Below are 24527 nucleotides of genomic sequence, written 5' to 3'. Positions count from 1 at the left end.
CATGGCTTCCGGGGGGAAGAAGCGCCGCACGCGCGCCGCGATCATCGTCAGCGCCGTCGTGACCGCCGTCGTCGTCGGAGGTGGCGCTGCCGCCTTCGTCTGGCTGAACCGTGCGCAGGAGAACACGATTCCGAAGGCGCAGTCCGCCACGATCGAGCATCCGCTGACGCCGGCGGAGCAGATCGTGGCGGATGCGAACGATCCGCGCGCCTGTGCGGTGACCTTCTCGGGCGACGGGGCTCCTGCCGACCCGATGCTGCAGTTCCAGGACGCCCTGTACCAGGGCCTTCCGATCCCGCAGCTGGAGGGTCGGGTGTTCGCCGGCTGGTACGCGACGGCGGCGGACGCCGGAGCGTTGACGGTCGCGGCCCGCGTGAACGGCGCCGACCCCGTGGTGTGCACGGACCAGCAGGTCGAGCTCTTCGCCGCCTGGAAGACGCCGGAGGAGAACGCCGCGGAGAACGTGCGAGTGCCCATCCTCATGTATCACCAGTTCACGGCGAACCCCGAGGGGGAGAAGGGCTGGCTGCGCGGCAACTACGCCTACATCGGTGACTTCGATGCACAGATGAACCACATCGCGACGACGGGCTTCTACCTGCCCACCTGGGACGAGCTCAGCGCCTTCATCGACGGGCGGCTCTCGCTTCCTGCGAAGAGCGTGATCATCACCGATGACGACGCCGACCAGTCGTGGTTCGATCTCGCGGTGCCGGTCGTGGACAAGTACAAGCTGCTCAGCACGTCGTTCATGATCACGGCCGCTCGGCAGGACCCGGCGCCGTCCATCTACGTGCAGCGCCGCTCGCACACGCATGACATGCACCAGGCGGGCGACAACGGCAAGGGGCGGATGGTCAACTGGACGGCCGATCAGATCGCGGCAGACCTGACGACGTCGGCTCAGATCCTCGGTGTGGGTCAGGTCGTGGCGTATCCGTACGGGCATTACAACGACACCACCAAGCAGGGCGTCGCCCAGGCCGGCTACGAGATGGGACGTACCATCGAGCCCGGATATGTGAAGGTCGGCACCGACAAGCTCGCCCTTCCCGTCGTGCGCATCGACTACGGCATGGGGCTGGACGCGCTGGTCTCGCGCATCGGCTGAAGGAGACGGCCGAGACGAGGCACGGCAGGATGGTCCCATGCCCTCCTCCTCAGAGTCCGCAGCGGAATCCGCCTCCGTCGTCATCGTCGGGCCGGCATCGTGGAACACGATCATCGTGCTGGATCGGCTTCCTGAGCCGGTGCCGCACATGCAGTTCGCCGAGGACACGTGGGAGACGGTCGGAGGGACCAGCGCGGGCAAGGCGCTCAGCCTGACCGCGCTGGGCCGGACCACACGGCTGCATGCCATCTCCGGGACGGATGCGGAGGGCGGGCGCGTGCGCGACGCACTGCGCGCCGCCGGCGTGCAGACCTCCTGGGACGACGGGGTCACCGAACGGCATCTGAACCTGATGACGCGTGAAGGCGGTCGCGTCTCGCTGTACCTGTCGACCCCGAGCACGGCCGAGGGCACGCGCGACGACCGGATGCGCGACCGGATGGTCACTGCCGATGCGGTCGTGCTCGACCTCGCCGCGGAACCCCTGCGCCTGCTGCCTCTCGCCCGATCGACCGGCACGCCGATCTGGGTGGATGTGCACGACTACGACGGCAGGGCGCACTACCACCGGCCGTTCCTCGACGCCGCTGATGCGGTGTTCTGCAACGCCGACCGGCTGGACGACCCGGTCGTGTTCCTGCAGTCCCGCATCGCGGCGGGAGCGCGCCTGGCCGTGTGCACCCTGGGAGCGGAGGGGGCCGTGGCGGTCGACGAGCACGGCGTGGTGCATCGGGTTCCTGCGGTGCCCGTCGAGGTCGTCGACACGAACGGCGCGGGTGATGCGTTCCTCGCGGGCGTGCTCGACGCGCGGCTCGACGGGGCGGGCGTCACCACTGCGCTCGAGGCGGGGGCGCGTTCGGCGGCGGCGGTCCTGCGCACCCGGCACCTCCATCCGCTGCTCGACCCGGTCCTCGGGGCCGTGGGGAGGTGACGCTCAGGGCGAGAGCGGTGCGAGGAACTCGTCGGTCAGATGCGTGACCTCCGCGTGCATCTCGTCGCGGGAGATCGTCGGAGTGCCGTCGCCGTCCTGCGGTCCGTAGTCGCCGAAGGACGCGTGCGACGCCCCTTCGATCTCGACCATGTCGGCATCGGCGGGCAGCTGATCGCGCGCGTCGGCGATCTTCTCGGGGGTGGACAGCCCGTCTTCGCTGCCGGACAGGCTGAGGACGGGAAGCCCACTGCCGGAGAGATCGTTCGCGCAGTAGGAGGCGAACAGGACGAGCGCATCGGCGTCGTCCGCGAGCTGGCACGCACGCACGCCGCCCAGGGAGTGCCCGCCGACGCCCCACACATCGACGTCGGGGGCCGCCGAGGTGAAGGCGTCGAGTCCGCGCGGGTCGAAGAACGCCAGGTTCAGCCACGGGCGTGTGATCACGACCGTGACCCCCTCTTCGGCCAGCCCCTGCAGGATCGCGGCATACGCCCACGGATCCACCTTGGCCCCGGGGATGAAGACGAGGCCGAGGTCCGATCTCCCGCCGGCGGGGGCGAGCACGATGCCCTGGTCGGCATCGGTCACGGTGATGGCGGGGTTCTCCCGCACGGAGGCGAGCGGCTCCGGCTCCGCCGCCATGACGCCGATCTGGGTCCAGGCGAGCACCCCGCCGACGGCGACGACCAACACGATCGCGACGCTCCACAGCACGCGCTTCAGGATCCGGCGGGGCTTCTTCTGCACGAGACAACGCTACTCCGCCCGGTCGACGGTCGCTCGTCACCGAGAAGCGTTACGCCCGTGACTCCAGAATGCGCTTCTCGTTCCGGACGGCACCGCGGTAGGCGTCCTTGTTGACGTAGTAGGCCATCCGATCCAGGCCCAGGTAGCGGTAGCCGCCGGTCACATCGGGCCAGGGGCTTCCGGTCACACGATCGCGGAATCGCGACGCGCGCTCCGGATCCTGCTCGACCGCGTTCAGGTAGGCCGCGAGCAGCTCCGCCTGCTCGTAGCGGCCCTGCCAGCCGATGCCCGAGGCCTCGATCATGCCCATCACGTAGAGGCCGTTGAACGAGGCGGGGAAGACGTTCAGGAACAGCCGCGGCGCGGCACCGCGCCAGTGCAGGTGCTCGCGGTCGACGAACGGATAGTCGAGGGTGTAGCCGGTGGCGAGCAGCACGAGGTCGTAGTCGTCGGCGCTGCCGTCACGGAAGTGCACGCTCGCGCCGTCGAAGCGCGAGACGTCGGGACGGATGCGCAGATCGCCCTGCCCGAGGTGGTTCAGGACCATGGTGTTCACGATCGGGTGCGACTCGTAGATGCGGTAGTCGGGCTTCGGGAACCCGAACCGCACGGGGTCGCCGGTGAAGGCCCGCAGCACACGACTGTCGATGGCCTGCTTGATGCGCGCGGGGAGCGGTCGCCCCTGGTTGAGAGTGTCGCTCGGCCTGCCGAACAGATACCGCGGAACGAAGTAGTACCCGCGGCGGACGCTCATGTCGACGGATACCGCATGATGCACGGCGTCGACCGCGATATCGCAGCCGGAGTTGCCCGCGCCGATCAGCAGCACGCGCCGGTCCTTGAGCTGCTCGGGCGACTTGTACGCGTGTGTATGCAGCAGTTCGCCGGTGAACTCACCAGGGAATGCCGGGATGTTCGGCTCGGCGAGCGTCCCGTTCGCGAGAACGACGCCCGCGTACCAGTGCGTCTCGTCTCCCCTGGGGCCGGAACTGGTCAGATCCCAGCCGCCGTCGCGCGGCTCGAGACGCGCGACCCGCGTGTCGAAGAGGAAGAGGTCGGTGAGCCCGAAGTGCCGGGCATAGTCGTCGAAGTAGTCCTTGAGTACCCGGTGTCCGGGGTAATCGACCCGGGACCGCATGGGGAACTCGGTGAACTCGGTCGTCGTGCGGGAGGAGATGAGATGCGCGGACTCGTACATCGTGCTGCGGGGATTGCTGATGTCCCACAGCCCGCCGACGCCGCGCGAGGCCTCATATCCGTCCACGGAGATCCCGCGCTTCTGCAGGGCGCGCGCTGCGGCGAGGCCGGACGGACCAGCGCCGATCACGGCATATCTGTTCATGTGGCTCCCGGATACCTGTGTGTTCTCGCACCTCGTCGTGCGCGAAACGCCCCCGCCCACCGATCGTATCGGCAGGCGAGGGCGTCGAGGGGTCGCGGCTCAGGCCCTCTCGATGTGCTGCTGGCGGGCGGTGACGGCATCCCGGATCAGCGGGAACAGCGGATGCTCGGGGTCGAGGCCCGTCGTCCGCGTGGTGAACCCTGCGGCGTCCTCCGCGCGCAGCAGCTGCTGCAGCTCGACCGACTGCTCGTCGGCCGGGTCGTCGAACTCGAGCGCTGCCGAGACGGCGGCGACCAGGGCCTCGGTGGACAGTCCGCGCTCCGCGGCCATGGCTGCGGGGCCCACGAAGCGCTCGTGACGCGAGATCTTGCGCAGCGGCTGACGTCCGACCCGCTGCACGGTGTCGACGAGTGCGGGGTTGCGGAACCGGTCGAGGATCTTCGCGCGATAGGCGGCGAGATCCTCCGGGTCCAAGCCGTGCTCGGCGACCAGCACGGCCGACGTCTCTTCGAGGGCAGCCGAGACGCTCGCGGCGATCGTCGGATCGGCCAGGGCATCCGAGATGCGCTCGATGCCCGCACGGGCCCCGAAGTACGCCGTCGCCGCATGCCCCGTGTTCACGGTGAACAGCTTGCGCTCGATGTACGGCGCCAGGTCGTCGACGAAGTGCGCGCCGGGGATTCTCGGCAGCTCTCCGCCGAACGGTCCCGACTCGATCGCCCATTCGAAGTAGGGCTCGACCGTCACGTCGACGCCCGATCCCTCCGGCTGCGCCGGCACGATGCGATCCACGGCGGTGTTCGCGAAGACCGCTCTGGTCAGCAGCGTCTCGGCATCGGCTCCTGCTGCGGCGACGATCTCGCGGCGCAGCAGGTCGGTGGCGCCGATCGCGTTCTCGCATGCCATCACCTGCAGCGGTGCGGCGGCGGGGGAGCGCAGGGCCAGTCCCGCGACGATCGACGGGGCCACGAACCGCAGCACCGTCGGTCCGACGGCGGTGGTGACGACGTCGGCCGACGCGACCTCTTCCGCCACTGCGGCGGGGTCCGTCCGGCTGTTCACGGCACGGAATCCGGTGACGACGTGATCGGTCCCTCCGGGGCCGGCCTCGTGCACGGTGTACGAGTCGACCGCGTTGATCGCGTCGACCAGCGCGTCGGCGACGTCCGAGAAGACGACCTCGTACCCGCCCTCGCGCAGCAGCAGACCGACGAATCCGCGCCCGATGTTGCCCGCCCCGAAGTGGACCGCCTTCATCCCTCGTTCACCTCCGAGAGGAGGGCGTAGAGCTCCTCCGGGGTCTGCGCAGCGGAGAGCCGGGCCACGTCGTCCTCCTCGGAGAACAGGATCGCGATCCGGGAGAGGATCTCCAGGTGCTCGTCACCCACGCCGGCGATGCCGATCACGAACGTCGCAGGGTCACCGGACCAGTCGACACCGCCGTCGTAGCGGACCACCGACAGGGCCGATGCGAGGATCGTGTCCTTCGCGTCGTTGGTGCCGTGCGGAATCGCCAGCCCGTTCCCCATGAAGGTCGAGACGGTCTCCTCGCGCTGCCGCATCGCGTCGACGTAGGCCGGGGTGACGGCTCCGGCCGCGACCAGGATGTCGGTCGCCTCCTGCAGGGCCTCGTCGCGCGACGCCCCTCCGGGGTGGATGCGGACCTGTTCGGGGCTCAGAACACTCATTCGTTTTCCTTTCGCTGTTCACGCACCATCTCGACGACCTCTTCGTACTTGGGCGAGTTCATGAAGTTGTCGACCGACACATGGACCGAGTTCGGCGACTTCGCCTCTGCGCGCTCGGTGAGCTGCTGCTGCGTGATCACCACGTCGGCTGTTCCGTCGAGGTTCGCGATCGCCTGGTTGGTGACCGTGATGTCCTCGATGCCGGCCTTCTTGAGCTTGTTGCGCAGCACGCTGGCGCCCATGGCGGACGAGCCCATGCCGGCGTCGCAGGCGAACACGATGCGCTCGATCGGCGCGGCGGCGATCACTGTCGTGCTCGCGGCGGCAGCCGCCTCGGGGGACGAGGTCGCGGTCGACGTGCGCAGCGCGTCCATCGCGGCCGACGACTTGCCCTTGTTCGCCTCGGTCTGGGCGATCGCGGCACCGAAGGCGTCACCCTCGGCCTCCAGATCGCGCTTGCGGGAGGCCCGCAGGATCACGCCGGTGATGAGGAAGGTGACGGTGGCGGCGATGATCACCGACAGGTACACGACCAGCAGGTTGCCGACGCCCGGTCCGATCGCAGCCGCGGTCACGGCGATGATGCTTCCCGGTGCGGCCGGGAATGCCAGGCCGCCGCCGAGGACCATGTTCGTGGTGACGCCGGCCGCGCCACCCGCGATGAGGGCCAGGATCGTGGTCGGCTTGCTCAGCGCGTACGGGAAGTAGATCTCGTGGATGCCGCCGAAGAACTGGATGATCGCCGCACCCGGTGCGGAGGCCTTCGCCGCGCCGACGCCGAAGAACGTGAAGGCGAGCAGCAGGCCGAGGCCGGGGCCGGGGTTCGCCTCGATGAGGAAGAGGATCGACTTGCCGGTCTCCGCCGCCTGCTCGATCCCGAGCGGGGTGAAGACGCCGTGGTTGATGGCGTTGTTCAGGAACAGCACCTTCGCCGGCTCGACGATGATCGACACCAGCGGCAGCAACTGCAGCGTGACGAGCCAGTGGACCGCGGAGCCGAGCGCCGCGCTGATGCCGAGCATGACGGGGCCGAAGGCGAAGAAGCCGACGATCGCGAGGATCATTCCGAGGATGCCGGCGGAGAAGTTGTTCACCAGCATCTCGAAACCGGGGCGGATCTTGCCTTCCCACAGCCGGTCCATCTGCTTGGTGATCCACGCGGCGATCGGGCCCATGATCATGGCGCCCAGGAACATCGGGATGTTGGTGCCGACGATCACACCGACGGTGGCGATGGTGGCCACCACACCGCCGCGCTCGCCGTAGACCATGCGGCCGGCCGTGTTCGCGATCAGCAGCGGAAGCAGGTACGTGACCATCGGTCCGACGAGGCCGACGTAGGCGAGGATGTTCCCGTTGTCACCCTCGGCGACCGCGGTCATGGCACCCTGCCACCCGATGATGGCGGAGTCGCCGCCCCCGCCGATGATCTCGGACACGCCGGCCCAGTGCCAGCCGAACGGGCTGTCCGCGCCGAAGAACCCGGCCGGGATGAAGAGCATCGTGATGAAGCCCCAGGCGATGAAGGCCGCGATGTTGGGCATGATCATGCCCGAGAGGAATGTGCCGAAGCGCTGCACTCCTACGCGGAGGCCGCCGGGTCTGGTGGCGGCAGGTGACGTCGTCGTCATGATGTCGTCTCTTTCTTGTGGAGGGGGAGTTCCGCGGCGAGCGTCGCCACGGCGGTTCGGGCGGAGGAGGCATCGTCGGCAGCCAGGGCGGCCTGGGCGAGGCTCCGCGCCTCGGACGGGGTGCGCTCGGACAGCGCGTGTCGTACGTCGGCGAGGGCCGACGGTGCCATCGAGAGGCTGGTCGCGCCGAGCCCGACCAGCACCACGGCGAGGAGAGGGTCGGCCGCGGCCTCGCCGCAGATCCCGACGGGCTTGCCGAGACGTGCGCCCGCATCGCCGACCTCGCGCACCAGGCGCAGGACGGCGGGGTGCCAGGGGTCCTGGAAGCCGGCGACCGAGCCGAGCATGCGGTCGGCAGCCATCGTGTACTGCGTGAGGTCGTTGGTACCGATCGACGCGAAGTCCGCATGGGCGAGCACGCGGTCGGCGAGCAGGGCGCTCGCCGGGATCTCGACCATGACGCCGGCGGTCTTCAGCCCGTATTCCCGAGCGAGGCCGGTGAAGTAGATCGTCTCCTCGACCGTCGCCACCATGGGGGCCATCACCCAGAGGTCCGCCTCCGTCTGGGCGTCGGCTTCCGCAAGCGCGGTGAGCTGCTCGCGCAGGATGTCCTCGCTCGCCCGCAGCGCCCGCAGGCCCCGAAGACCGAGAGCCGGGTTCTCCTCGTGCGCGTCGTTGAGGAACGCCAGCGGCTTGTCGGCGCCCGCATCCAGCATCCGGACCACGACCTTCTTGCCGGGGAACGCCGCCAGCAGTTCGCGATACGACTCGCGCTGCTGCGCGATGGTGGGTGCCTGCGCCGAGGACAGGAACAGGAACTCGGTGCGGAACAGCCCGACGCCCTCGGCCCCCCGAACGACCGCATCGGCCGCGTCTGCAGGCTTCCCCAGATTCGCGAGCAGCGCGACAGGCGTGCCGTCGGCGAGAGCGCCGGGAGTGGGTGGGGCCGCGTCGGCCGACTGGCGAGCGGCTGCGCGCTCCGTGGCTCGGGCCTTCTCGTCATCCGTCGGTTCGCGTGTGACGACGCCGCTGGCCGCGTCGACGATCACGGTCTCGCCGGTGGTGAGCATCTCGCCGTCGGCGACCCCGACGATCGCGACGATGCCTTTCTCCCGCGCGAGGATCGCGGTGTGGGATGTCGGGCCGCCATCGGTGGTGATCAGCGCGAGCACCTGGTCCAGATCGAGGAGCGCCGTGTCGGCGGGGGCGAGGTCGCGCGCGACCAGGACGAACGGGTGTCCCGGGTTCGGAACGCCGGGGGCGTCGACGCCGCGGAGGCGGGCGAGCACGCGCTGCGCGATGTCGTCGAGGTCGGCTGCGCGCTCGCCGAGGTAGCCGCCGACGGCTTCGAGCGTGGCGCGGAATCCGGCGAACGCATCGTGCACAGCCCATTCGGCCGTCGCACCCGCGTCGATCCGGGTGTCGACCTCGTCCTGGAGAGTCGGGTCCTCGGCGATCATGGCCTGCGCCTCGAGCACCTCCTGCGCGGATCCGCCGGCGGCTTCGCCCCGTTCGTTCAGCTCGTTCGCAACGGTGGAGACGGCGTCGCGGACTCGGGCGCGTTCGACGTCCGCGCCCGCGGTGCTGGGCGTGTTCTCCGGAGCGGGCATCGCCTCGGCCATGCGGACGATCGGGCCCTGGGCGACCCCGAGACCGATCCCCACTCCCCGGAGCTCGCTCATGCGGAGTCCTGATCGTGGTCGGTGGTGAGGAGTTCGGTGAGCGTGTCGAGCACGTTCTCGGCGCCTTCGCCGTCGGCCGTGAGCGTCACGTAGTCGCCGTGCTCGACGGCCAGGGCGATGACCCCGAGGATGCTCGCCGCGTTGACCGGCTTGCCCGAGTCCTTGGCGATCGTCACGGCGATGCCGGAATCCTTCGCGGCCTGCGCGAAGAGCTTCGCGGGGCGGGCGTGCAATCCGTGCGAGGAGCCGATCCGAACGGTGCGGGTGGCGGTCATGATGTTCCTTTCGGGGTTTCGCCGGCGGCGGCGAGGATCGATCGGGCGAGGTCGAGCGTGCGCGAGCCGTCGAGATCGGCGAAGACGTCGTCCGGAAGCACCGCGACGGGCGCGCTCGCACCTTCGCGGATGGCGTCGAGGCGGTCGCTCAGATGAGGGCCGACGAGGACGAGGTCATGGTCGGATCCGGCGACGGAGCTCTCCATACCGGCCGCCGCGTCCCAATCGAGACCGGCCGCGGCTGCCGCACGGCGGAGCCGCTGCGCGACGAACGTGCTCGATGCTCCCGCACCGCACACCACGAGAATCCTCATCGATGCCCACCCTTCCTGAGAACAGTCTGGGAACGGTGGAGGGGTGCGCGCCAACACGTTCCTTTCCGCCCCTGCGGAACAGGCCCTTCCGCCCGAGGGCGCCGGGCACCTGACATCATGGAGAACACGTCGAGACAGTGCGGTCAGCACGCGGAAGGGGAGGATCATGTCGCGCCAGCGCCAGGACCAGCTCCTCGCGGCGTTGCTGCGCCAGGAGGGGTGGGCGACGGCGGCGAGCCTCGCCGACCTGATGGGCGTCACCCCGCGCAGCATCCGCTCCTATGTCGCGGCGCTGAACGCCCGCACGCCCGGGGCCGCGGTGATCGAGTCGGGTCCTGCGGGCTACCGTGCCGGATCCGGCGCCCGTGGCGCGCTGCGGATGCGCCAGACGGGGGATTCCGCACCCCGCGACCGTCTGCACACCCTGGTACGGCTCCTGCTCGACGAGCACGGAGGCATCGACGTGTTCGACACCGCCGAGGATCTGCACGTCAGCGAGGCGACGCTCGAAGCGGACCTGGTGCGCGTGCGGGGTCTGATCGACGGCACGGACCTCGTGCTCGAGCGCGAGCGCGAGACCGTGCGACTGCGCGGCAACGAGACGGCGCAGCGCCGCCTGCTCAGCAGGCTCGCCCACGACGAGATGGACGACGCCTCGTTCCATCCGGAGACATTCCGTCGGGCACTCTCCGGATCGGCGGTGGCCGCCAGCGCGGTCGGGCCGTTCAAGTCCGCGCTCGTGCGCGAACTCGGTGAGCTCGGCTACTACGTGAACGAACTCGCGATCTCCGATGTGCTGCTGCACATCGCGATCGCCGCCGAGCGGGTCGCCGCTGGACACACCCTCGAATCGACCCCGGCCGGCACCCGCGAGGAGATCCCGCGCGTCGGGACCGTCATCGCCCGCCTCGCCTTCGAGCATTTCTCCGTGGTCCTCGGCGAGGGGGACAGCGGTCATCTCGCATCCCTCGTGCTCACCCGCATCGTCGCGCCGGGCGAGGACGCGACGCGTGAGGTCGCCCGCAGCGGCGTGGATCCGGGAGTCGAGGCCGCGGTACGCGCGGAGATCGCCCGAGCGGCGGAGGACTTCCAGGTCGACCTCGTCGACGAGACCTTCGTGCTGCGTCTCGCCCTGCACGTGCAGAATCTGCTGCGCCGCGCCGAGGAGAGCGCGCTCACCCGCAATCCGCTCACCCGGTCGCTGAAGACGACGTACCCGATGATCTTCGAGGTGGCCGTCTCGATCGCCAGCGGCCTGCATGACCGCGTCGGCACACCCATCCACGACGACGAGATCGCCTACATCGCCATGCACGTGGGTGGGCGTCTCGAACGCAGCCGCAAGGCCGAGTCGATCCTCACCGCCACCATCGTCTGCCCGGGCTATCACGAGTTGCATGAGCTGCTCCGCTCCAGCGTCGACCGCTCCCTGGGATCGGCGATCGAGGTCACGACCGTCGTGACCAACGTCGATCCCGACTGGGCGTCCTTCGACACCGACCTCGTGCTCAGCACGATCGAACCGGGGTCGTCCGGCGACCGATTCGTGCGCATCCAGCCGTTCCTGACCGACGCCGACGTCGACCGGATCCAGCAGGCGGCCGCTCGGGTGCGCCGGGGGCGACGTCTCACGCGCCTCCGTGGCGAACTCGCCCGCTACTTCCTCGCCGACGCGTACGTGTTCCCGCTTCCCGATGAGGGGGAGGAGGCGATCATCCGTCGTCTCGGCGGTCTCCTGGTGCAGGCCGGCCTGATCGGCGAGGACTACGTCGAGAACACCATCGTGCGCGAGCGGATGTCGTCGACGGCGTTCACCGATGCACTCGCCGTCCCCCACGCACTCCAGATGACCGCCACCCGCACCGCGATCGCCATCGGCGTCGCGGACGGCTCAGCGGCCTGGGGCGGCGGACGCGTGCAGGTCGTCGCGCTCGCCGCGTTCAGCGAGAGCGATCGTGCGGCGTTCCAGACCGTGTTCGAACAGCTCGTCGAAGTGTTCAGCGAACGCGAGAGCGTGCAGCGGATCGTCCGGAAGGGAACGACGTTCGAGGCGTTCCTCGATGAGCTCGTCGCTGTGATCGACGGCTGACGGCGCAGCGGTCACCCGCGGGGAGCGAGTACCTCCGCGAGCTGGTCGAGAACGGCCTCCGCCGTCGCGGAGGGCGCCGTCTCGATCACCACGGAGTCCCCGGAGGCGATCCCCAGGTCCATGACCGCCAGCACGCTCGTCAGATCGACGGTCGTGCCGTCGGCCGTGCGCAGGGTGACCGGAGCGTCGTGCGACTGCGCGAGTCGCACGAGCTCGGCCACCGGACGCGCGTGAACCCCGTTGTGCGCGCTGACGATGAGGCTTCGGACCGGCATGCTCAGGAGCGTTCGTCGAGGAGGGTGCGGACGCCCGCTTCGAGCTCCGCGACGGCGTCACGTGCGCTCTCGGCTGACTCCGCCCTCGCATCGATGTAGACCTTCAGCTTGGGCTCGGTCCCGCTGGGGCGCACGATCACACGGGAGCCGTCGCCGAGACGGTACCGCAGCACGTCTCCGGAGGGCTGACCCGGTGCGGCCTGCAGCAGGTCCTCGGCCGAGGCGATCGATCGGCCGCCGATGTGCGTCGGCGGGAGTGTGCGCAGCGCGAGCATCACGGAGCCGATGACGGCGAGGTCCTCGACCCGCACCGACACCTGACCGCTCGCGAAATGCCCGTACGTCTCACCCAGCTCGTCGAGCAGATCGACGAGCGTGGCTCCGCGATCGCGGGCCTCGGCGGCGAGGCCGAGGATGGCGACGGCCGCCGACACCCCGTCCTTGTCGCGCACGGTCTCCGGATTCACCAGGTAGCCGAGAGCCTCTTCGAAGCCGAAGACGATACCCGGGGCCCGGGAGATCCATTTGAAGCCGGTGAGGGTCTCGTGGAAGTCCAACCCGTGATGGGCGGCGATGGCGCCGAGGCCGGGGGAGGAGACGAGAGAGCACGCGAGCGAGGCGCCCGGTGTCCCGGCCGCCGCGCGTGCGGCTCTCGCGCCGAGCAGGAGACCGACCTCGTTGCCGGTGAGACGACGCCAGCCGTCGGGGGCGGAGTCGTCGGGGACCGCGACGGCCAGTCGATCCGCATCGGGGTCGTTCGCCAGGATGAAGTCGGCCTTCACTCGTCGGGCGCGCGCGAACGCGAGATCCATCGCCCCCGGTTCTTCCGGATTCGGGAACGACACGGTGCGGAACGTGGCGTCGGGGGTGAGCTGCTCGTCGACGACGAACGGCTGCGGGTATCCCGCTTCCTTGACGATGCGGGACAGCGTCTCCCAGCCGACCCCGTGCATCGCGGTGTACACCCACCGCATCCCGGTCGTCCCGGCGGGTGCTGGCGCCACGGCCACGGTTGCCGCGATGTAGGCGTCGACGACCTCTTCGCCGGCCGTCTCATACTCGGTGGAGCGCGGCAACGCGGTGATGGAGTCCTCGTCGGCGATGCGCTGGATGTGCGCGGCGATCTCGGCGTCCGCCGGGGCGACGATCTGGGATCCCTGGTCGGCGCCACCGAGGTACACCTTGTAGCCGTTGTCGTTCGGCGGGTTGTGGCTCGCCGTCACCATCACGCCGGCATCGGCGCCGAAGTGGCGCACGGCGAAGGCGAGGACGGGCGTCGGGAGCAGGCGGGGAAGCAGGATCGCCCGCAGACCGGCTCCGGCGAACAGCTCGGCGGAGTCCGTCGCGAACACGCGGGAGTTCCGGCGCCCGTCGTAGCCGATCACGACCGTCGGGGTCGCGCCGTGCGACTTCTCGCGCAGGTAGGCGGCGAAGCCGGCTGCGGCCTGGCCGACGAGAACCCGGTTCATCCGGTTGCTGCCGGCGCCGAGTTCGCCGCGGAGACCCGCGGTTCCGAAGGCGAGGCGAGTGCGGAAGCGGTCGTCGAGGTCGGCGACGGCCTCTCGGTCGCCGGCGGCGGCACGTGTGATCACGCCGGCCAGCTCGTCGCGCGTCTGCGGATCCGGGTCCTGTCGCAACCAGGCGCGGGCCTGGGCGAGCCGCTCGTCGCTCACAGGGCCTCGACCACCCTGGCCAGAAGCCCGGAGATCACCGGTTCGGCCTCGCGCCCGGCCTCGATCACCTCGGCATGGCTGAGCGGTGTCTGCTGGATGCCGGCGGCGAGGTTGGTGATGAGCGAGAACCCGAGGATCTCCATGCCGGCCTCGCGGGCGGCGATCGCCTCGAGCGCGGTCGACATGCCCACGATGTGGCCACCGATGTGCTTCGCCATCTGCACCTCCGCCGGGGTCTCGTAGTGGGGGCCGCGGAACTGCGTGTAGACGCCCTCGTCGAGCATCGGGTCGATCGTCCGGGCGATCTCGCGCAGACGCTTCGAGTAGAGGTCGGTGAGGTCGACGAACGTGGCGCCCTCGAGCGGAGAGTCGGCGGTGAGGTTGATGTGGTCGCTGATGAGCACGGGCTGACCGGGCGTCCACGTCTCGCGGATGCCGCCGGCGCCGTTCGTGAGCACCATGATCTTGGCGCCTGTCGCGGCGGCGGTGCGCACGCTGTGCACGACACGGCGCACACCGTGGGCTTCGTAGTAGTGGGTGCGCGCGCCGATGACGAGGACGTTCTTGCCGTCGGGGGTGCGGATGCTGCGCAGCGTACCGACGTGTCCTTCGAGCGCGGGCTTGGAGAAGCCGGTGACCTCGGTCGCGGGGATCGTCGCCACGGTCTCGCCGATGATGTCCGCGGCCTTGCCCCAGCCGCTGCCGAGGGTGAGGGCGATGTCGTGCTTCTCGACGCCGGTCAGACGGGCGATGTCGGCGGCGGCCTGTGCGGCGACCTCGAAGGGGTTCGCGGTCGGGTCGTCGAGGGGGTTGCTGTGCGTTTCGGGCATGGATCCACTCTAGGAAGGTGCAGGCTCGGGTGCCAGGATTGCGCGAGAATGGATTCCATGTCTTCCACCACTTTCGAGCGCACTCAGCGCGTCGCCGTCCTCGGCGGCGGTCCCGGCGGCTACGAGGCGGCCCTCGCGGCAGCCCAGTTGGGGGCCGAGGTCACCCTGGTCGAGCGCGTGGGAGTCGGCGGATCCGCCGTCCTCACCGACGTCGTGCCCTCGAAGAGCCTGATCGCCACCGCCGATGCGGCCGTCGCCATCTCCGAGGCGAGCGACCTCGGGGTCAACTTCTACGCCAAGGGCGACCACTCGCGACCCCTCAAGCCCGAGATCGCGATCAACCTCGCCGCCGTGAACAAGCGGCTCCTCGCGCTGGCGGGTCAGCAGTCCGAGGACATGCGTGCGACGCTCCTCGAAGCCGGCGTACGCATCCTCTCCGGTCACGGTCGCCTCGAAGGGCCCACCGCGATCATCGTGTCGACGGGCCAGGGCGGGACCGACTTCGACCGGGTCGAGGCCGACACGATCATCGTGGCGGTCGGTGCCTCTCCGCGCGAGCTGGACTCGGCCAAGCCCGACGGCAAGCGCATCCTGACGTGGACGCAGCTGTACGACATGAAGGCGCTCCCCGAGCACCTCATCGTGGTCGGTTCCGGTGTCACCGGTGCGGAGTTCGCCTCCGCCTACATGAACCTCGGTGCCAAGGTGACCTTGATCTCCAGCCGCGAGCAGGTGCTCCCTGGCGAGGACAAGGATGCGGCGAGCGTTCTGGAGAAGGTCTTCAAGCGCGGGGGCATGCAGGTGCTCTCCAAGTCCCGTGCCGACCGCGTCGAGGTCACGGATGACGGGGTCACGGTCACCCTGTCGGACGGGCGCACGGTCGATGGCAGCCACTGCCTGATGGCGGTCGGTTCCATCCCGAACACCGCGGGCATCGGTCTGGAGGAGGCGGGTGTCGAGCTCGACGAGTCGGGACACGTGCGGGTGAACCGGGTCGCGCGCACCTCGGTCCCCAACGTGTACGCGGTCGGCGACTGCACGAACTTCTTCCCGCTGGCCTCGGTCGCCTCGATGCAGGGGCGCACGGCCGTCTTCCACGCCCTCGGCGACATCGTCATCCCGCTCGAACAGATCAAGATCACCTCGAACATCTTCACCGCGCCCGAGATCGCCACCGTCGGCTACGGCGAGAAGGACGTCGAGGACGGTGTGGCCGACGGCCTGGTCTACAAGCTCCCGCTCGCGGCGAACCCGCGCGCGAAGATGATGGGCATCAAGGACGGCTTCGTCAAGCTCATCGCCCGCAAGGGATCGGGCACCGTGATCGGCGGCGTGATCGTGGCGCCGAAGGCATCGGAGCTGATCTACCCGATCGCGGTCGCCGTCGAACGCCGTCTCACGGTCGACCAGGTCTCGCGGGTCTTCGCGGCATACCCCTCGCTCTCCAGCAGCATCACCGATGCGAGCAGGGCGATGCATCTCGTGAACATCTCCTGATCCCGGGAGAGATGCGGAAAGGGCGCCCCACCTCGGTGGGGCGCCCTTTCCGCTGATGCCGGGTGTCAGCTGATCGTGAGCAGCTGGTGTCCTGCGGAGACCGTGGCGCCGGCATCCGCGTTGATGTTGCCGACCACGCCGTCCTTGTGCGCCTGCAGCGGCTGCTCCATCTTCATGGCTTCGAGCACGACCACCAGGTCGCCCTTGACGACCTGCTGTCCGTCGGCGACGGCGATCTTGACGACGGTCGCCTGCATGGGCGACTTCACCGCGTCGCCGGAGGCCCCGGCGTTGGCGGTGGTGGCGTGGCTGCGGCGCGACGGCGGAACCGCTGCCGGGCGTCCGGCGGTACCGGCGGCGACGGCCACGCGGTCGGGGAGGCTCACCTCGAGGCGCTTGCCGGAGACCTCGACGACCACGGTGTGACGTGCTTCGGCGGAGGCCGGTGCTTCGAGCTCCCCGTCCCACGCGGGGATGTCGTTGACGAACTCGGTCTCGATCCAGCGGGTGAAGATCCCGAACTCGCCGTCCTCCGCCGTGAACGCGGGATCGCGCACGACCTTGCGGTGGAACGGGATGACGGTGGGGAGACCGGCGACCTCGAACTCATCGAGTGCGCGGCGCGAGCGCTCCAGCGCTTCCGCCCTGTCCTTGCCCGTCACGATGATCTTCGCGAGCAGGGAGTCGAAGGCGCCGGACACCGAGTCGCCGGCGGTGACGCCGGAGTCGAGACGGATGCCGGGGCCTCCGAAGGTCTTGAAGACGTGGATCGGGCCGGGCTGGGGCAGGAATCCGCGACCGGGGTCCTCGCCGTTGATGCGGAACTCGATCGAATGCCCCTGGGGCTTCGGGTCGTCGTAGTCGATGGTGCCGCCGGCAGCGATGCGGAACTGCTCGCGCACCAGATCGATACCGGTGACCTCTTCGGAGACCGGGTGCTCGACCTGCAGGCGCGTGTTCACCTCGAGGAATGAGACCGTGCCGTCGGCGCCGATGAGGAACTCGCAGGTGCCGGCACCGACGTATCCGACCTCCTTAAGGATGGCCTTCGATGCCGAGTAGAGCAGCTCGTTCTGCTCCTCCGTGAGGAACGGGGCCGGTGCCTCTTCGACGAGCTTCTGGTGGCGGCGCTGCAGCGAGCAGTCGCGCGTCGAGATGACGACGACGTTTCCTGCGGCATCGGCCAGACACTGGGTCTCGACGTGACGCGGCTTGTCGAGGTATTTCTCGACGAAGCACTCGCCGCGGCCGAAGGCGGCGACGGCCTCGCGGGTGGCGGATTCGAAGAGCTCTGCGACCTCGTCGAGCTCGCGGGCGACCTTGAGGCCGCGTCCGCCGCCGCCGTACGCGGCCTTGATGGCGATCGGGAGGCCGAACTCCTTCGCGAAGGCGATGACCTCATCGGCGCCTTCGACGGGGCCGGGGGTGCCGGGAGCGAGAGGCGCGCCGACCTTCTCAGCGACGTGACGCGCGGTCACCTTGTCGCCGAGAGCCTCGATGGCCTCCGGAGACGGGCCGATCCAGGTCATCCCCGCCTCGATGATGGCGCGTGCGAACTCGGCGTTCTCGGCGAGGAACCCGTAGCCGGGGTGCACGGCGTCGGCACCGGCGCGGCGGGCGATGGAGAGGATCTTCTCGATCTGGAGGTAGGTCTCCGCGCTGGTCGAGCCGCCGAGAGCGTAGGCCTCGTCGGCGAGGCGGGTGTGCAGGGCATCCCGGTCCTGGTCGGCGTAGACGGCGACCGAGGCGATCCCGGAGTCGCGGGCGGCGCGGATGATGCGGACGGCGATCTCGCCGCGGTTGGCGATGAGCACCTTGGCGATAGCAGGCATGCTTGCCAGCCTAGCGAGAACGACCCCGATCCCTTTGACGACTCCCCACAAGAAAGTCGGGAAAACGTGGAGGGGAGTCTACGACCAGAGGTCGGTCCAACGGACACCGAGCTCGGTGGCGAGACGGCGGACGGTCGACAGGGACATGCCGACGACCGTCGAAGGATCGCCGTCCACACGGGTGATGAACGCCCCGCCCAGGCTGTCGACGGTGAAGGCTCCCGCCACGAGGAGCGGCTCTCCGGAGGCGACGTACGCGGCGATCTCGGCGTCGCTCACGTCGTCGGCGAACGTCACGGCGGCCGCGGCGACCGCGGTGGCCTCTTTGGGCTCGGCGTCGGGGGAGACCCGGAACACCGAGTGCCCGGAATGCAGGATGCCGGTCTCGCCGCGCATCTCCTGCCAGCGCCTGGTCGCCTCCTCGGCGGTGTACGGCTTGCCGTAGACCCGCCCGCCGAGCGCGAACATCGAATCCCCGCCGATCACCAGGCCGTCGAAGGTCCCGTCCGCAGCGAGGCTCCGTGCGACGGCGGCCGCCTTCGCGCGGGCGAGCAGAAGCACCAGTTCCTCCGGCGCGAGGGGGGCGCCCCTCTTCTCCTCCTCCGCGGCGGCGACCGCATCCTCATCGACGTCGGGCGACAGCGTGAGCGGTTCGATTCCCGCCTGCCGGAGCAGCATGAGGCGGGCGGGCGAGGTGGAGGCGAGGCAGACGCGCATGTCCACCACCGTATCCTCGAAGAATGACTTCCTCCCCAGCCGACGTGCTCGAACTCGACATCACCGGCATCGCGCACGGGGGCACGTTCATCGCCCGCCACGAGGGACGCGTGGTCTTCGTCTCCGACGCGATCCCCGGAGAGCGGGTCCGTGCCCGACTGATCGCCCCGCAGGAGGGGGCGGACGCCTCGACCCGCAGCTTCTGGCGGGCCGAGACCATCGAGGTGCTGGAGGCGTCGGAGCACCGCCGCCCGCACGTGTGGGCGGAAGCCGACGTGTCGCGGGACCCGGCCGGCCGCCCCGGTGGCGCCGACCTCGGCCACATCGACATCGACCACCAGCGTGAGCTCAAGCAGCGTGTGCTGACCGAGGCGCTGGAGCGTTTCGCAGGCAGCGGTCTGGTCGCCCCCGAGATCGAGTCGGTGGAGTCGGGCGACGGTCTCGGATGGCGCACACGCGTCACCCTGCACGTCGACGACACGGGAGTCGCCGGTCCGTTCGCCGCGCGCAGCCACCGCGTCGTCCCCGTGACCTCGCATCCGCTGGCCCGGCCCGCGATCGCCGAAGCGGCGCTCGCGCTGCGGGGCGAGGCCCCCGGCCGCATCGAACTCGTCGAGCCCGCCGACGGCACGGTGCGCGTCATCCGACGTGAGGAGACCGAGCGCGCCCCCCGCGTGCAGCGTGGGTTCCGCAAGCGTCCCACTCCCGAGGTGATCCACGAGATGGTCAACGACCGTCGATTCGAGGTCGACGCCACGGGCTTCTGGCAGGTGCACCCGCGTGCGGCCTCCGTGCTCGACGCCGCGGTCTACGGAATCCTCGACGGACATGTCGACGACCAGAAGACGCACTACGACCTGTATGGAGGGGTCGGCCTGTTCGCCGCGACGCTCGCCGATCTCGGCGGGACCGACATCGTGACGGTCGAGTCCAGTGCACGCGCCACTGCGCACGCCGCCGTGAATCTCGCGCCGCTCGACGTGAACGCCGTGACGGCGCGCGTCGATCGCTTCCTGGCGACGCAGAAGAGCGGGCGCACCGGCGCCGTCGTGCTCGACCCGCCCCGCGCCGGTGCCGGTCGGCAGGTCGTCGAAGCGCTGCACGCGCTCGCGCCGGAGGCCATCGCGTACGTCGCGTGCGACCCCGTCGCACTCGCCCGGGATCTCGGCACCTTCCGCACCCTCGGTTGGAACGTCGACCGACTTCGGGGCTTCGATCTGTTCCCGCACTCGCACCACTTCGAAGTCGTCGCGCTGCTCACACGATGAGCGATCCGCGGCTTCTCGGGGGGACTCAGTAGGCTGAGGGGATGAGCACGGTCGCACTCATCGACGATCACGAGTCCGTTCGCCTCGGCCTCGAGGCCGCGTGCGCGCGTGATTCGCAGACCGTGGTCTTCTCCGGGAGCACGGTGGTCTCCTACCTCGAATGGCGCAAAGCCACCGCGGCCGCACCTGCCGAGGTGGTCGTCCTCGACCTCACCCTCGGCGACGGCACGACCGTGACCGAGAACGTGACCTCGCTGGTCAACGACGGCGCGAGCGTCGTGATCCACAGCGTCGCCGATCGGCCGGCAGCCGTGCGCGAGGCGCTCGCCGCGGGGGCCGCCGGCGTGGTGAGCAAGTCCTCCGCCCTCGACGACGTGCTCGACGCGATCCGCACGGTGGCGCAGGGCGAGGCTCTCAACAATGTCGAATGGGCGAGCGCGGTCGAGGGAGACCGGGCGTTCGCCGATGCGCAGCTCGCCACGCGCGAACGCGAGGTGCTCCGTCTGTATGCGACGGGGCTGCCGTTGAAGGCCGTCGCCGAGAAGCTGGGTGTCGCCTACTCCACGGCCAAGGAGAACATCACCCGCATCCGCGTGAAGTACGTCGAGGTCGGGCGCCCGGCGCCGACGAAGGTCGACCTGCTGCGCCGGGCGATGGAAGACGGGATCGTCACGGCTGACGAGGCACCCGGTGGCCGCTGAGCCGCTCAGCATCCGCGACGCGTGGAGCAAGATCCCCTCTCCGGGGAGCACGGAGACCGCGTACGAGCGCTTCACCGGCACACGCATGGAGCGGATCCTCGCGATCGTCGTCGCGATCGGTTCGGCGGTGCTCGGCGCGCAGGCGCTGATCTCTGCGATGGCGTCGCTCTCGCACGCGGATCCTGCGCACGTCGTCACCCTGATCGTGGTGTTCGTGCCGTTGGCGGCGATGCTGGTCGCTTGTCTGGTGGGCCGGGGGGTGCGCACCTTCTCCGGTATCTTCGCCGTGGTCTACGTCCTCGCGCTCGCCGCCTGGCCGACGATCGTCGACCCGTCGGACAAGGGTGCCGGCGAGCAGCCCTGGATCTTCTTCCTGGTCAATGTCGGCGTGGTCGCGGCGATGCTCGCGTTCCCGTTGCCGCTCCAGTTCGCCTGGGCGGCGGGGATGCCGTTCGTCTACGGCTACGTGCGGCTCGTCCAGGGGGAGTTCTCGCGCGAGTTCTGGGTGACGACCGCGTTCGACGTGTCGTTCACCCTCATCCTCGGGGTCGTCATCATCTCCCTGGGCTGGATGTTCCGTTCCGTCGCCGCCGGCGTGGACGAGGCCAGGGGACAGGCGGTGGCGTCGTACTCGACAGCGGCTGCGGCGGCCGCCGCGGAGGAGGAGCGGGCGACGATGTCGGCACTGATGCATGACAGCGTCCTCGCCGCGCTGATCGCCGCGGAGCGGGCGGAGGGGGAGCGTGCCGAAGAGCTCGCCGTCGCCATGGCCCGGGAGGCACTCACTCGCCTCGCCAATACCGAAGCGGCCGTCGCGCAGGAGGGCAGTGACGAGCCGGTCGGCACGGCGCAGATCGTCGTGGAGCTGCGTAGAGCCCTGTCCGAGCTCGGCGCTGATGCGATCGTCGAGGAGCGCGGCGGCATCGGCCTCATACCCGGGCGGGCCGCTCGCGCACTCGTGCTCGCCGCGCGTCAGGCGATCGGCAACGCCGTGTCCCACGCCAACGGTCGTGGACTCCACATCATCGTCGAGGGGCACGGCGACGAGGGGATCGGCGTGACGGTTTCGGACACCGGCGGCGGCTTCGACGTGGCGTCGATCGGTGCCGACCGTCTCGGGATCCGGGCGTCGATCTTCGCACGTATGGCGGGCGTCGCCGGCACGGCCGACATCGTCTCCGACGCGCACGGCACGACCGTGACGCTGGGATGGGAGCGCGCGTGAACCGCACCGTGCGCAGCGTCGCCACCTCTCTCGCCGTCGGCTTCGCCCTGTACTTCGTCGCACGGGGGATCTGGTGGATCGAGCAGCCGACCGCTCCGCTGCTCATGGTCCTCGCCATCGGCCTATATCTCGTGGTCGTGAACATCGCCATCCTCGGCGACGGCTCCTCGGTGCGGATGCCGACGTGGTCGGCGGTCCTCGCGCTGCTCGCGAGCATGGCGATTCCCGTGCTCGTGACCTTCTCGCTCGAGCCGGCGGATCGTACCGCCCCGTTCGCGACCTGGTACATCGGGGCGCTCGGACTGCTCGCGGTCGTGTGTGTGGTGCGTCGGCGGTCTCTGATCGGCTGGCTCGTGTTGGCGGTGCTCGTCCTGGCCGCGTCGGTGGCTCTGGGGTTCGTCGTGGCCCTCAACCTGGGGCTGGTCGGCTCGATCATGTGGGTGGCCGTCGCTCGACTCCTCGTGATGTTCTGGGATCGTGCGGTGCGCGACACCGAGCGCCTCGCCGAGATCCAGCAGGCGGTGTCCGCGTGGCATGCCACGCAGCGGGTGCGTCAGCGCGAGAGGCGTCTGCGCACGCAGTTCGCTCTGGCTGTCGCCGGTCCGGTGCTCAGCAGAGTGGTCGCGGCGCGAGGTGTGTTGAACGATCAGGAACGTCTGGACGCGCGGCTCGCCGAGGGCAGGCTGCGCGACGAACTGCGCGGCGCCGACCTCCTCAACGACGCGGTACGCAACGCGATCGAAGCTGCCCGACGGCGTGGAGTGGTCGTGACTGTCTTCGATGAGGGCGGGTTCGACGGCATAGACGAGTCCCGTCGCAAGGCGATCAGGGACGAACTGGCGGTCGTGCTGAGTCATGCACAGACATCTCGGCTCATCATCCGCTCGGGGCGGGACCCGCGTGTCGCCGTGACGGTGGTGGGCCGCGCGGGCACCCGATCCTCGGGTGATGACGACGCGGTCGACCTCTGGCACGAGATTCCGCGCTGACGCAAGAACTTTCGGCAGGACCGGTGAGCGACCTCGGCTCCGTCCTCGGCCCCGGCCTGGGGAGGTGACCGGAGTCGAGGATGTGAGAGTGGGAGAGGGGCGGCGAATCCGCCTGCCCCTCTCCGTGCGGACAGTTACCCGAAAACCATCCGCTGGTGGCCGATCAGCGTCTGTCTACCCTGGGACAGAGAGACCAGCCGAACGCGAAGCGTCCTCTTCAGTCTGAGGGGTTCCGCAAACATTGTCTGTAGGTATTTTGGGGGACAAGATTCGGCATTTCGGGGGACACGATTTTCCCGTCGATGGGGGATCATTGGACGATGGCAACGCGTCGTGGCACCAATCTTCCGCGTATGGGCGACTTCAACCAGTCCGTGATCCTGGAGGCGATCCGCCAATCAGGAGAGGGGTTGAGCAGGATCGAGCTGTCGACCGCGACCCGGCTGTCGGCGCAGACCGTCACCAACATCACTCGGCGACTGCTCGATGACGGCTTCATCCGAGAGGCCGGCCGCACGATCAATGGACCGGGCAAGCCGCGCGTGACCCTGCGGCTCGTCGCCGACAGCCGCTTCGCGGTCGGCGTGCACCTCGATCCCGCCCTGATGACGTTCGTGCTGCTCGACCTGTCCGGCGCCATCGTCAGACGCCGGAGTGTGCGCACGCCGGCCGATGATCCGCTCCGGATCGTGGAGGCCATGGCGGAGACGATCGATGCCCTGATCGCGGAGTCCGGTGTGGATCGTTCGCGGATCGCAGGGGTGGGAGTCGCGGCTCCCGGTCCGCTCGACGCCGAGAAGGGCACGGTCATCGACCCGCCGAAGCTCGCCGGGTGGCATCGTGTGCCGCTGCGCGCGGTGCTGGCGGAGATGACGGGGATGCCGGTGGTGCTGGAGAAGGACACGACGTCGGCCGCGGTCGGAGAGCTGTGGACACGACGCGAGTCGGCCGACGACTCCTTCGTGTTCGTCTACCTGGGGATCGGCATCGGCGCCGCCCTGGCGAGAGACGGCGAGGCGGTCCGCGGGAGCACACGCAACATCGGCGAGGTCGGGCACATCATCGTCGACCCCGACGGGCCCTCATGCTGGTGCGGGTCCCGAGGGTGCGTGGAGGTCGTCTGCACCCCGCAGGCGATCGTCGAACGGGCTGAGCGCGCGGGAGTGTTCGACGACGCCCACCAGGCGTCCGATGCTGCGGCAGTCGATGCGAGATTCAGCCGACTGTGTGAGCACGCGGCGGACGGGAATGCCGCGGCTGTCGAGGTTCTGCGACAGGCAGCGGCACACATCACGGTGCTGACGGCGGCTCTGACGAACATGCTCGATGTGGATCGGGTCGTGTTCGGAGGTCCCTTCTGGTCACGGCTCGCCGATGTGTACCTCCGAGAGGTTCCCGGCAGGCTCGATCACGCGAGTGCGACCCGCGCGGTGCGCACTCTCCCCGTCGATGGCACCGTCGTCGGGGACGACGTCGGTGCCGTGGGGGCCGCGTGCGTCGTGCTCGATTCCGTTCTCAGCCCTCGCGCCTCCGACCTGCTGCTCGAGAGCTGATCTCCGGACCAAACGCCGTCCGGCAGCGGTCGAGGCTGCGGGTTTTGCGACTATAAGTCGATTCGATGTAGTATTTGGCGTTCCCCCACGACCAGACGAGTGGAGTCCACCGTCTCCCCGTGCGCTCGGCACCGTCGCACGTCGAGAAGGCGACTCC

At 69.6% G+C, this 24527-nt stretch carries 22 protein-coding genes; 9 read left to right on the top strand and 13 right to left on the bottom strand.

What is annotated here, in order from left to right; translation table 11 throughout:
• Position 1: 1 nt before the first annotated feature.
• Both MicroSTF_RS14765 and MicroSTF_RS14760 read left to right on the top strand, forming a co-directional pair.
• Entirely contained in the window at positions 2 to 1111 is a 1110-nt protein-coding gene (locus MicroSTF_RS14765) for a polysaccharide deacetylase family protein (RefSeq protein WP_136025212.1), read from the top strand.
• A gap of 37 nt (positions 1112 to 1148) precedes the next feature.
• On the top strand, positions 1149 to 2042 hold the full coding sequence (locus MicroSTF_RS14760) for a carbohydrate kinase family protein (RefSeq protein WP_297556556.1): 894 nt from the start codon (positions 1149 to 1151) through the stop codon (positions 2040 to 2042).
• 3 nt (positions 2043 to 2045) lie between these two features.
• Here the strand turns inward: MicroSTF_RS14760 and MicroSTF_RS14755 are convergent, their stop codons facing one another.
• The 8 genes from MicroSTF_RS14755 to MicroSTF_RS14720 form a co-directional block, all read right to left on the bottom strand.
• Complete coding sequence (locus MicroSTF_RS14755) at positions 2046 to 2789, bottom strand: alpha/beta hydrolase (RefSeq protein WP_416338493.1); 744 nt, start codon at positions 2787 to 2789, stop codon at positions 2046 to 2048.
• A gap of 49 nt (positions 2790 to 2838) precedes the next feature.
• Entirely contained in the window at positions 2839 to 4131 is a 1293-nt protein-coding gene (locus MicroSTF_RS14750; RefSeq protein ID WP_322956740.1) for an NAD(P)/FAD-dependent oxidoreductase, read from the bottom strand.
• 99 nt (positions 4132 to 4230) lie between these two features.
• Positions 4231 to 5388, bottom strand: coding sequence for a mannitol-1-phosphate 5-dehydrogenase (locus MicroSTF_RS14745; protein ID WP_322956738.1), 1158 nt, complete (start codon positions 5386 to 5388; stop codon positions 4231 to 4233).
• A complete protein-coding gene (locus MicroSTF_RS14740; RefSeq protein ID WP_021199697.1) occupies positions 5385 to 5819 on the bottom strand; it encodes a PTS sugar transporter subunit IIA in 435 nt (144 codons plus the stop codon). Before MicroSTF_RS14740 ends, MicroSTF_RS14745 begins: the two co-directional genes overlap by 4 nt.
• On the bottom strand, positions 5816 to 7450 hold the full coding sequence (locus MicroSTF_RS14735) for a PTS mannitol transporter subunit IICB (RefSeq protein ID WP_297556546.1): 1635 nt from the start codon (positions 7448 to 7450) through the stop codon (positions 5816 to 5818). Before MicroSTF_RS14735 ends, MicroSTF_RS14740 begins: the two co-directional genes overlap by 4 nt.
• Entirely contained in the window at positions 7447 to 9132 is a 1686-nt protein-coding gene (gene ptsP / locus MicroSTF_RS14730) for a phosphoenolpyruvate--protein phosphotransferase (RefSeq protein WP_036331196.1), read from the bottom strand. Before ptsP ends, MicroSTF_RS14735 begins: the two co-directional genes overlap by 4 nt.
• On the bottom strand, positions 9129 to 9407 hold the full coding sequence (locus MicroSTF_RS14725) for an HPr family phosphocarrier protein (RefSeq protein WP_021199694.1): 279 nt from the start codon (positions 9405 to 9407) through the stop codon (positions 9129 to 9131). The genes ptsP and MicroSTF_RS14725 overlap by 4 nt, the downstream gene beginning before the upstream one ends.
• Positions 9404 to 9721, bottom strand: a complete 318-nt coding sequence (locus MicroSTF_RS14720) for a PTS sugar transporter subunit IIB (protein ID WP_029260573.1) — start codon at positions 9719 to 9721, stop codon at positions 9404 to 9406. Before MicroSTF_RS14720 ends, MicroSTF_RS14725 begins: the two co-directional genes overlap by 4 nt.
• A gap of 166 nt (positions 9722 to 9887) precedes the next feature.
• Between MicroSTF_RS14720 and MicroSTF_RS14715 the strand changes: the two genes are divergently transcribed.
• A complete protein-coding gene (locus MicroSTF_RS14715) occupies positions 9888 to 11810 on the top strand; it encodes a BglG family transcription antiterminator (protein WP_322956733.1) in 1923 nt (640 codons plus the stop codon).
• Positions 11811 to 11821: 11 nt separating this feature from the next.
• On the opposite strand, the gene MicroSTF_RS14710 is transcribed toward MicroSTF_RS14715, so the two are convergent.
• The 3 genes from MicroSTF_RS14710 to MicroSTF_RS14700 are packed head-to-tail and all read right to left on the bottom strand — an operon-like array spanning position 11822 to position 14588.
• Positions 11822 to 12085, bottom strand: a complete 264-nt coding sequence (locus MicroSTF_RS14710; protein ID WP_021199691.1) for an HPr family phosphocarrier protein — start codon at positions 12083 to 12085, stop codon at positions 11822 to 11824.
• 2 nt (positions 12086 to 12087) lie between these two features.
• Positions 12088 to 13758 carry a phospho-sugar mutase gene (locus tag MicroSTF_RS14705; RefSeq protein WP_322956730.1) on the bottom strand — a complete coding sequence of 557 codons (1671 nt, stop codon included), beginning with the start codon at positions 13756 to 13758 and terminating at the stop codon, positions 12088 to 12090.
• Positions 13755 to 14588, bottom strand: a complete 834-nt coding sequence (locus tag MicroSTF_RS14700; protein ID WP_029265691.1) for a purine-nucleoside phosphorylase — start codon at positions 14586 to 14588, stop codon at positions 13755 to 13757. The genes MicroSTF_RS14705 and MicroSTF_RS14700 overlap by 4 nt, the downstream gene beginning before the upstream one ends.
• Positions 14589 to 14636: 48 nt before the next feature.
• Between MicroSTF_RS14700 and MicroSTF_RS14695 the strand changes: the two genes are divergently transcribed.
• The gene (locus MicroSTF_RS14695) at positions 14637 to 16085 is read left to right on the top strand and encodes an NAD(P)H-quinone dehydrogenase (protein ID WP_021199688.1); all 1449 of its coding nucleotides are present in this window, start codon (positions 14637 to 14639) and stop codon (positions 16083 to 16085) included.
• Positions 16086 to 16150: 65 nt separating this feature from the next.
• On the opposite strand, the gene MicroSTF_RS14690 is transcribed toward MicroSTF_RS14695, so the two are convergent.
• Together MicroSTF_RS14690 and MicroSTF_RS14685 are read right to left on the bottom strand one after the other, a co-directional pair.
• Positions 16151 to 17917 (bottom strand): acetyl/propionyl/methylcrotonyl-CoA carboxylase subunit alpha, encoded by a 1767-nt coding sequence (locus tag MicroSTF_RS14690; protein WP_322956727.1) that lies wholly within the window; start codon positions 17915 to 17917, stop codon positions 16151 to 16153.
• A gap of 78 nt (positions 17918 to 17995) precedes the next feature.
• A complete protein-coding gene (locus MicroSTF_RS14685; RefSeq protein WP_029260578.1) occupies positions 17996 to 18634 on the bottom strand; it encodes a Maf family protein in 639 nt (212 codons plus the stop codon).
• A gap of 23 nt (positions 18635 to 18657) precedes the next feature.
• Here MicroSTF_RS14685 and MicroSTF_RS14680 point away from each other — a divergent pair, with 23 nt between their 5' ends.
• The 5 genes from MicroSTF_RS14680 (at position 18658) to MicroSTF_RS14660 (ending at position 24370) form a co-directional block, all read left to right on the top strand.
• Complete coding sequence (locus tag MicroSTF_RS14680) at positions 18658 to 19902, top strand: class I SAM-dependent RNA methyltransferase (protein ID WP_322956725.1); 1245 nt, start codon at positions 18658 to 18660, stop codon at positions 19900 to 19902.
• A gap of 41 nt (positions 19903 to 19943) precedes the next feature.
• Positions 19944 to 20603, top strand: coding sequence for a response regulator transcription factor (locus tag MicroSTF_RS14675; protein ID WP_021199684.1), 660 nt, complete (start codon positions 19944 to 19946; stop codon positions 20601 to 20603).
• A complete protein-coding gene (locus MicroSTF_RS14670; RefSeq protein ID WP_021199683.1) occupies positions 20593 to 21828 on the top strand; it encodes an ATP-binding protein in 1236 nt (411 codons plus the stop codon). Before MicroSTF_RS14675 ends, MicroSTF_RS14670 begins: the two co-directional genes overlap by 11 nt.
• Positions 21825 to 22817 carry a hypothetical protein gene (locus MicroSTF_RS14665; RefSeq protein WP_231479847.1) on the top strand — a complete coding sequence of 331 codons (993 nt, stop codon included), beginning with the start codon at positions 21825 to 21827 and terminating at the stop codon, positions 22815 to 22817. Before MicroSTF_RS14670 ends, MicroSTF_RS14665 begins: the two co-directional genes overlap by 4 nt.
• A gap of 353 nt (positions 22818 to 23170) precedes the next feature.
• Positions 23171 to 24370: an ROK family transcriptional regulator gene (locus tag MicroSTF_RS14660; RefSeq protein WP_297557009.1), complete on the top strand. Its 1200-nt coding sequence runs from the start codon at positions 23171 to 23173 to the stop codon at positions 24368 to 24370.
• The last annotated feature ends 157 nt before the right edge of the window (positions 24371 to 24527 follow it).

This window comes from Microbacterium sp. STF-2 (assembly GCF_034650155.1).
Classification (GTDB): Bacteria; Actinomycetota; Actinomycetes; order Actinomycetales; family Microbacteriaceae; genus Microbacterium; species Microbacterium maritypicum_A.
This window is presented reverse-complemented; position numbering and strand designations above follow the sequence as displayed.

Excerpts from the sequence above, each read along its gene's own strand:
- MicroSTF_RS14760 (WP_297556556.1), top strand. The coding sequence starts at position 1,149 with ATGCCCTCCTCCTCAGAGTCCGCAGCGGAATCCGCCTCCGTCGTCATC.
- MicroSTF_RS14765 (WP_136025212.1), top strand. The coding sequence starts at position 2 with ATGGCTTCCGGGGGGAAGAAGCGCCGCACGCGCGCCGCGATCATCGTC.
- MicroSTF_RS14690 (WP_322956727.1), bottom strand. The coding sequence starts at position 17,917 with ATGCCTGCTATCGCCAAGGTGCTCATCGCCAACCGCGGCGAGATCGCC.
- MicroSTF_RS14695 (WP_021199688.1), top strand. The coding sequence starts at position 14,637 with ATGGATTCCATGTCTTCCACCACTTTCGAGCGCACTCAGCGCGTCGCC.
- MicroSTF_RS14710 (WP_021199691.1), bottom strand. The coding sequence starts at position 12,085 with ATGCCGGTCCGAAGCCTCATCGTCAGCGCGCACAACGGGGTTCACGCG.
- MicroSTF_RS14745 (WP_322956738.1), bottom strand. The coding sequence starts at position 5,388 with ATGAAGGCGGTCCACTTCGGGGCGGGCAACATCGGGCGCGGATTCGTC.
- MicroSTF_RS14685 (WP_029260578.1), bottom strand. The coding sequence starts at position 18,634 with ATGCGCGTCTGCCTCGCCTCCACCTCGCCCGCCCGCCTCATGCTGCTC.
- MicroSTF_RS14750 (WP_322956740.1), bottom strand. The coding sequence starts at position 4,131 with ATGAACAGATATGCCGTGATCGGCGCTGGTCCGTCCGGCCTCGCCGCA.
- MicroSTF_RS14680 (WP_322956725.1), top strand. The coding sequence starts at position 18,658 with ATGACTTCCTCCCCAGCCGACGTGCTCGAACTCGACATCACCGGCATC.
- MicroSTF_RS14740 (WP_021199697.1), bottom strand. The coding sequence starts at position 5,819 with ATGAGTGTTCTGAGCCCCGAACAGGTCCGCATCCACCCCGGAGGGGCG.
- MicroSTF_RS14720 (WP_029260573.1), bottom strand. The coding sequence starts at position 9,721 with ATGAGGATTCTCGTGGTGTGCGGTGCGGGAGCATCGAGCACGTTCGTC.
- MicroSTF_RS14715 (WP_322956733.1), top strand. The coding sequence starts at position 9,888 with ATGTCGCGCCAGCGCCAGGACCAGCTCCTCGCGGCGTTGCTGCGCCAG.
- MicroSTF_RS14725 (WP_021199694.1), bottom strand. The coding sequence starts at position 9,407 with ATGACCGCCACCCGCACCGTTCGGATCGGCTCCTCGCACGGATTGCAC.
- ptsP (WP_036331196.1), bottom strand. The coding sequence starts at position 9,132 with ATGAGCGAGCTCCGGGGAGTGGGGATCGGTCTCGGGGTCGCCCAGGGC.
- MicroSTF_RS14675 (WP_021199684.1), top strand. The coding sequence starts at position 19,944 with ATGAGCACGGTCGCACTCATCGACGATCACGAGTCCGTTCGCCTCGGC.
- MicroSTF_RS14735 (WP_297556546.1), bottom strand. The coding sequence starts at position 7,450 with ATGACGACGACGTCACCTGCCGCCACCAGACCCGGCGGCCTCCGCGTA.
- MicroSTF_RS14660 (WP_297557009.1), top strand. The coding sequence starts at position 23,171 with ATGGGCGACTTCAACCAGTCCGTGATCCTGGAGGCGATCCGCCAATCA.
- MicroSTF_RS14700 (WP_029265691.1), bottom strand. The coding sequence starts at position 14,588 with ATGCCCGAAACGCACAGCAACCCCCTCGACGACCCGACCGCGAACCCC.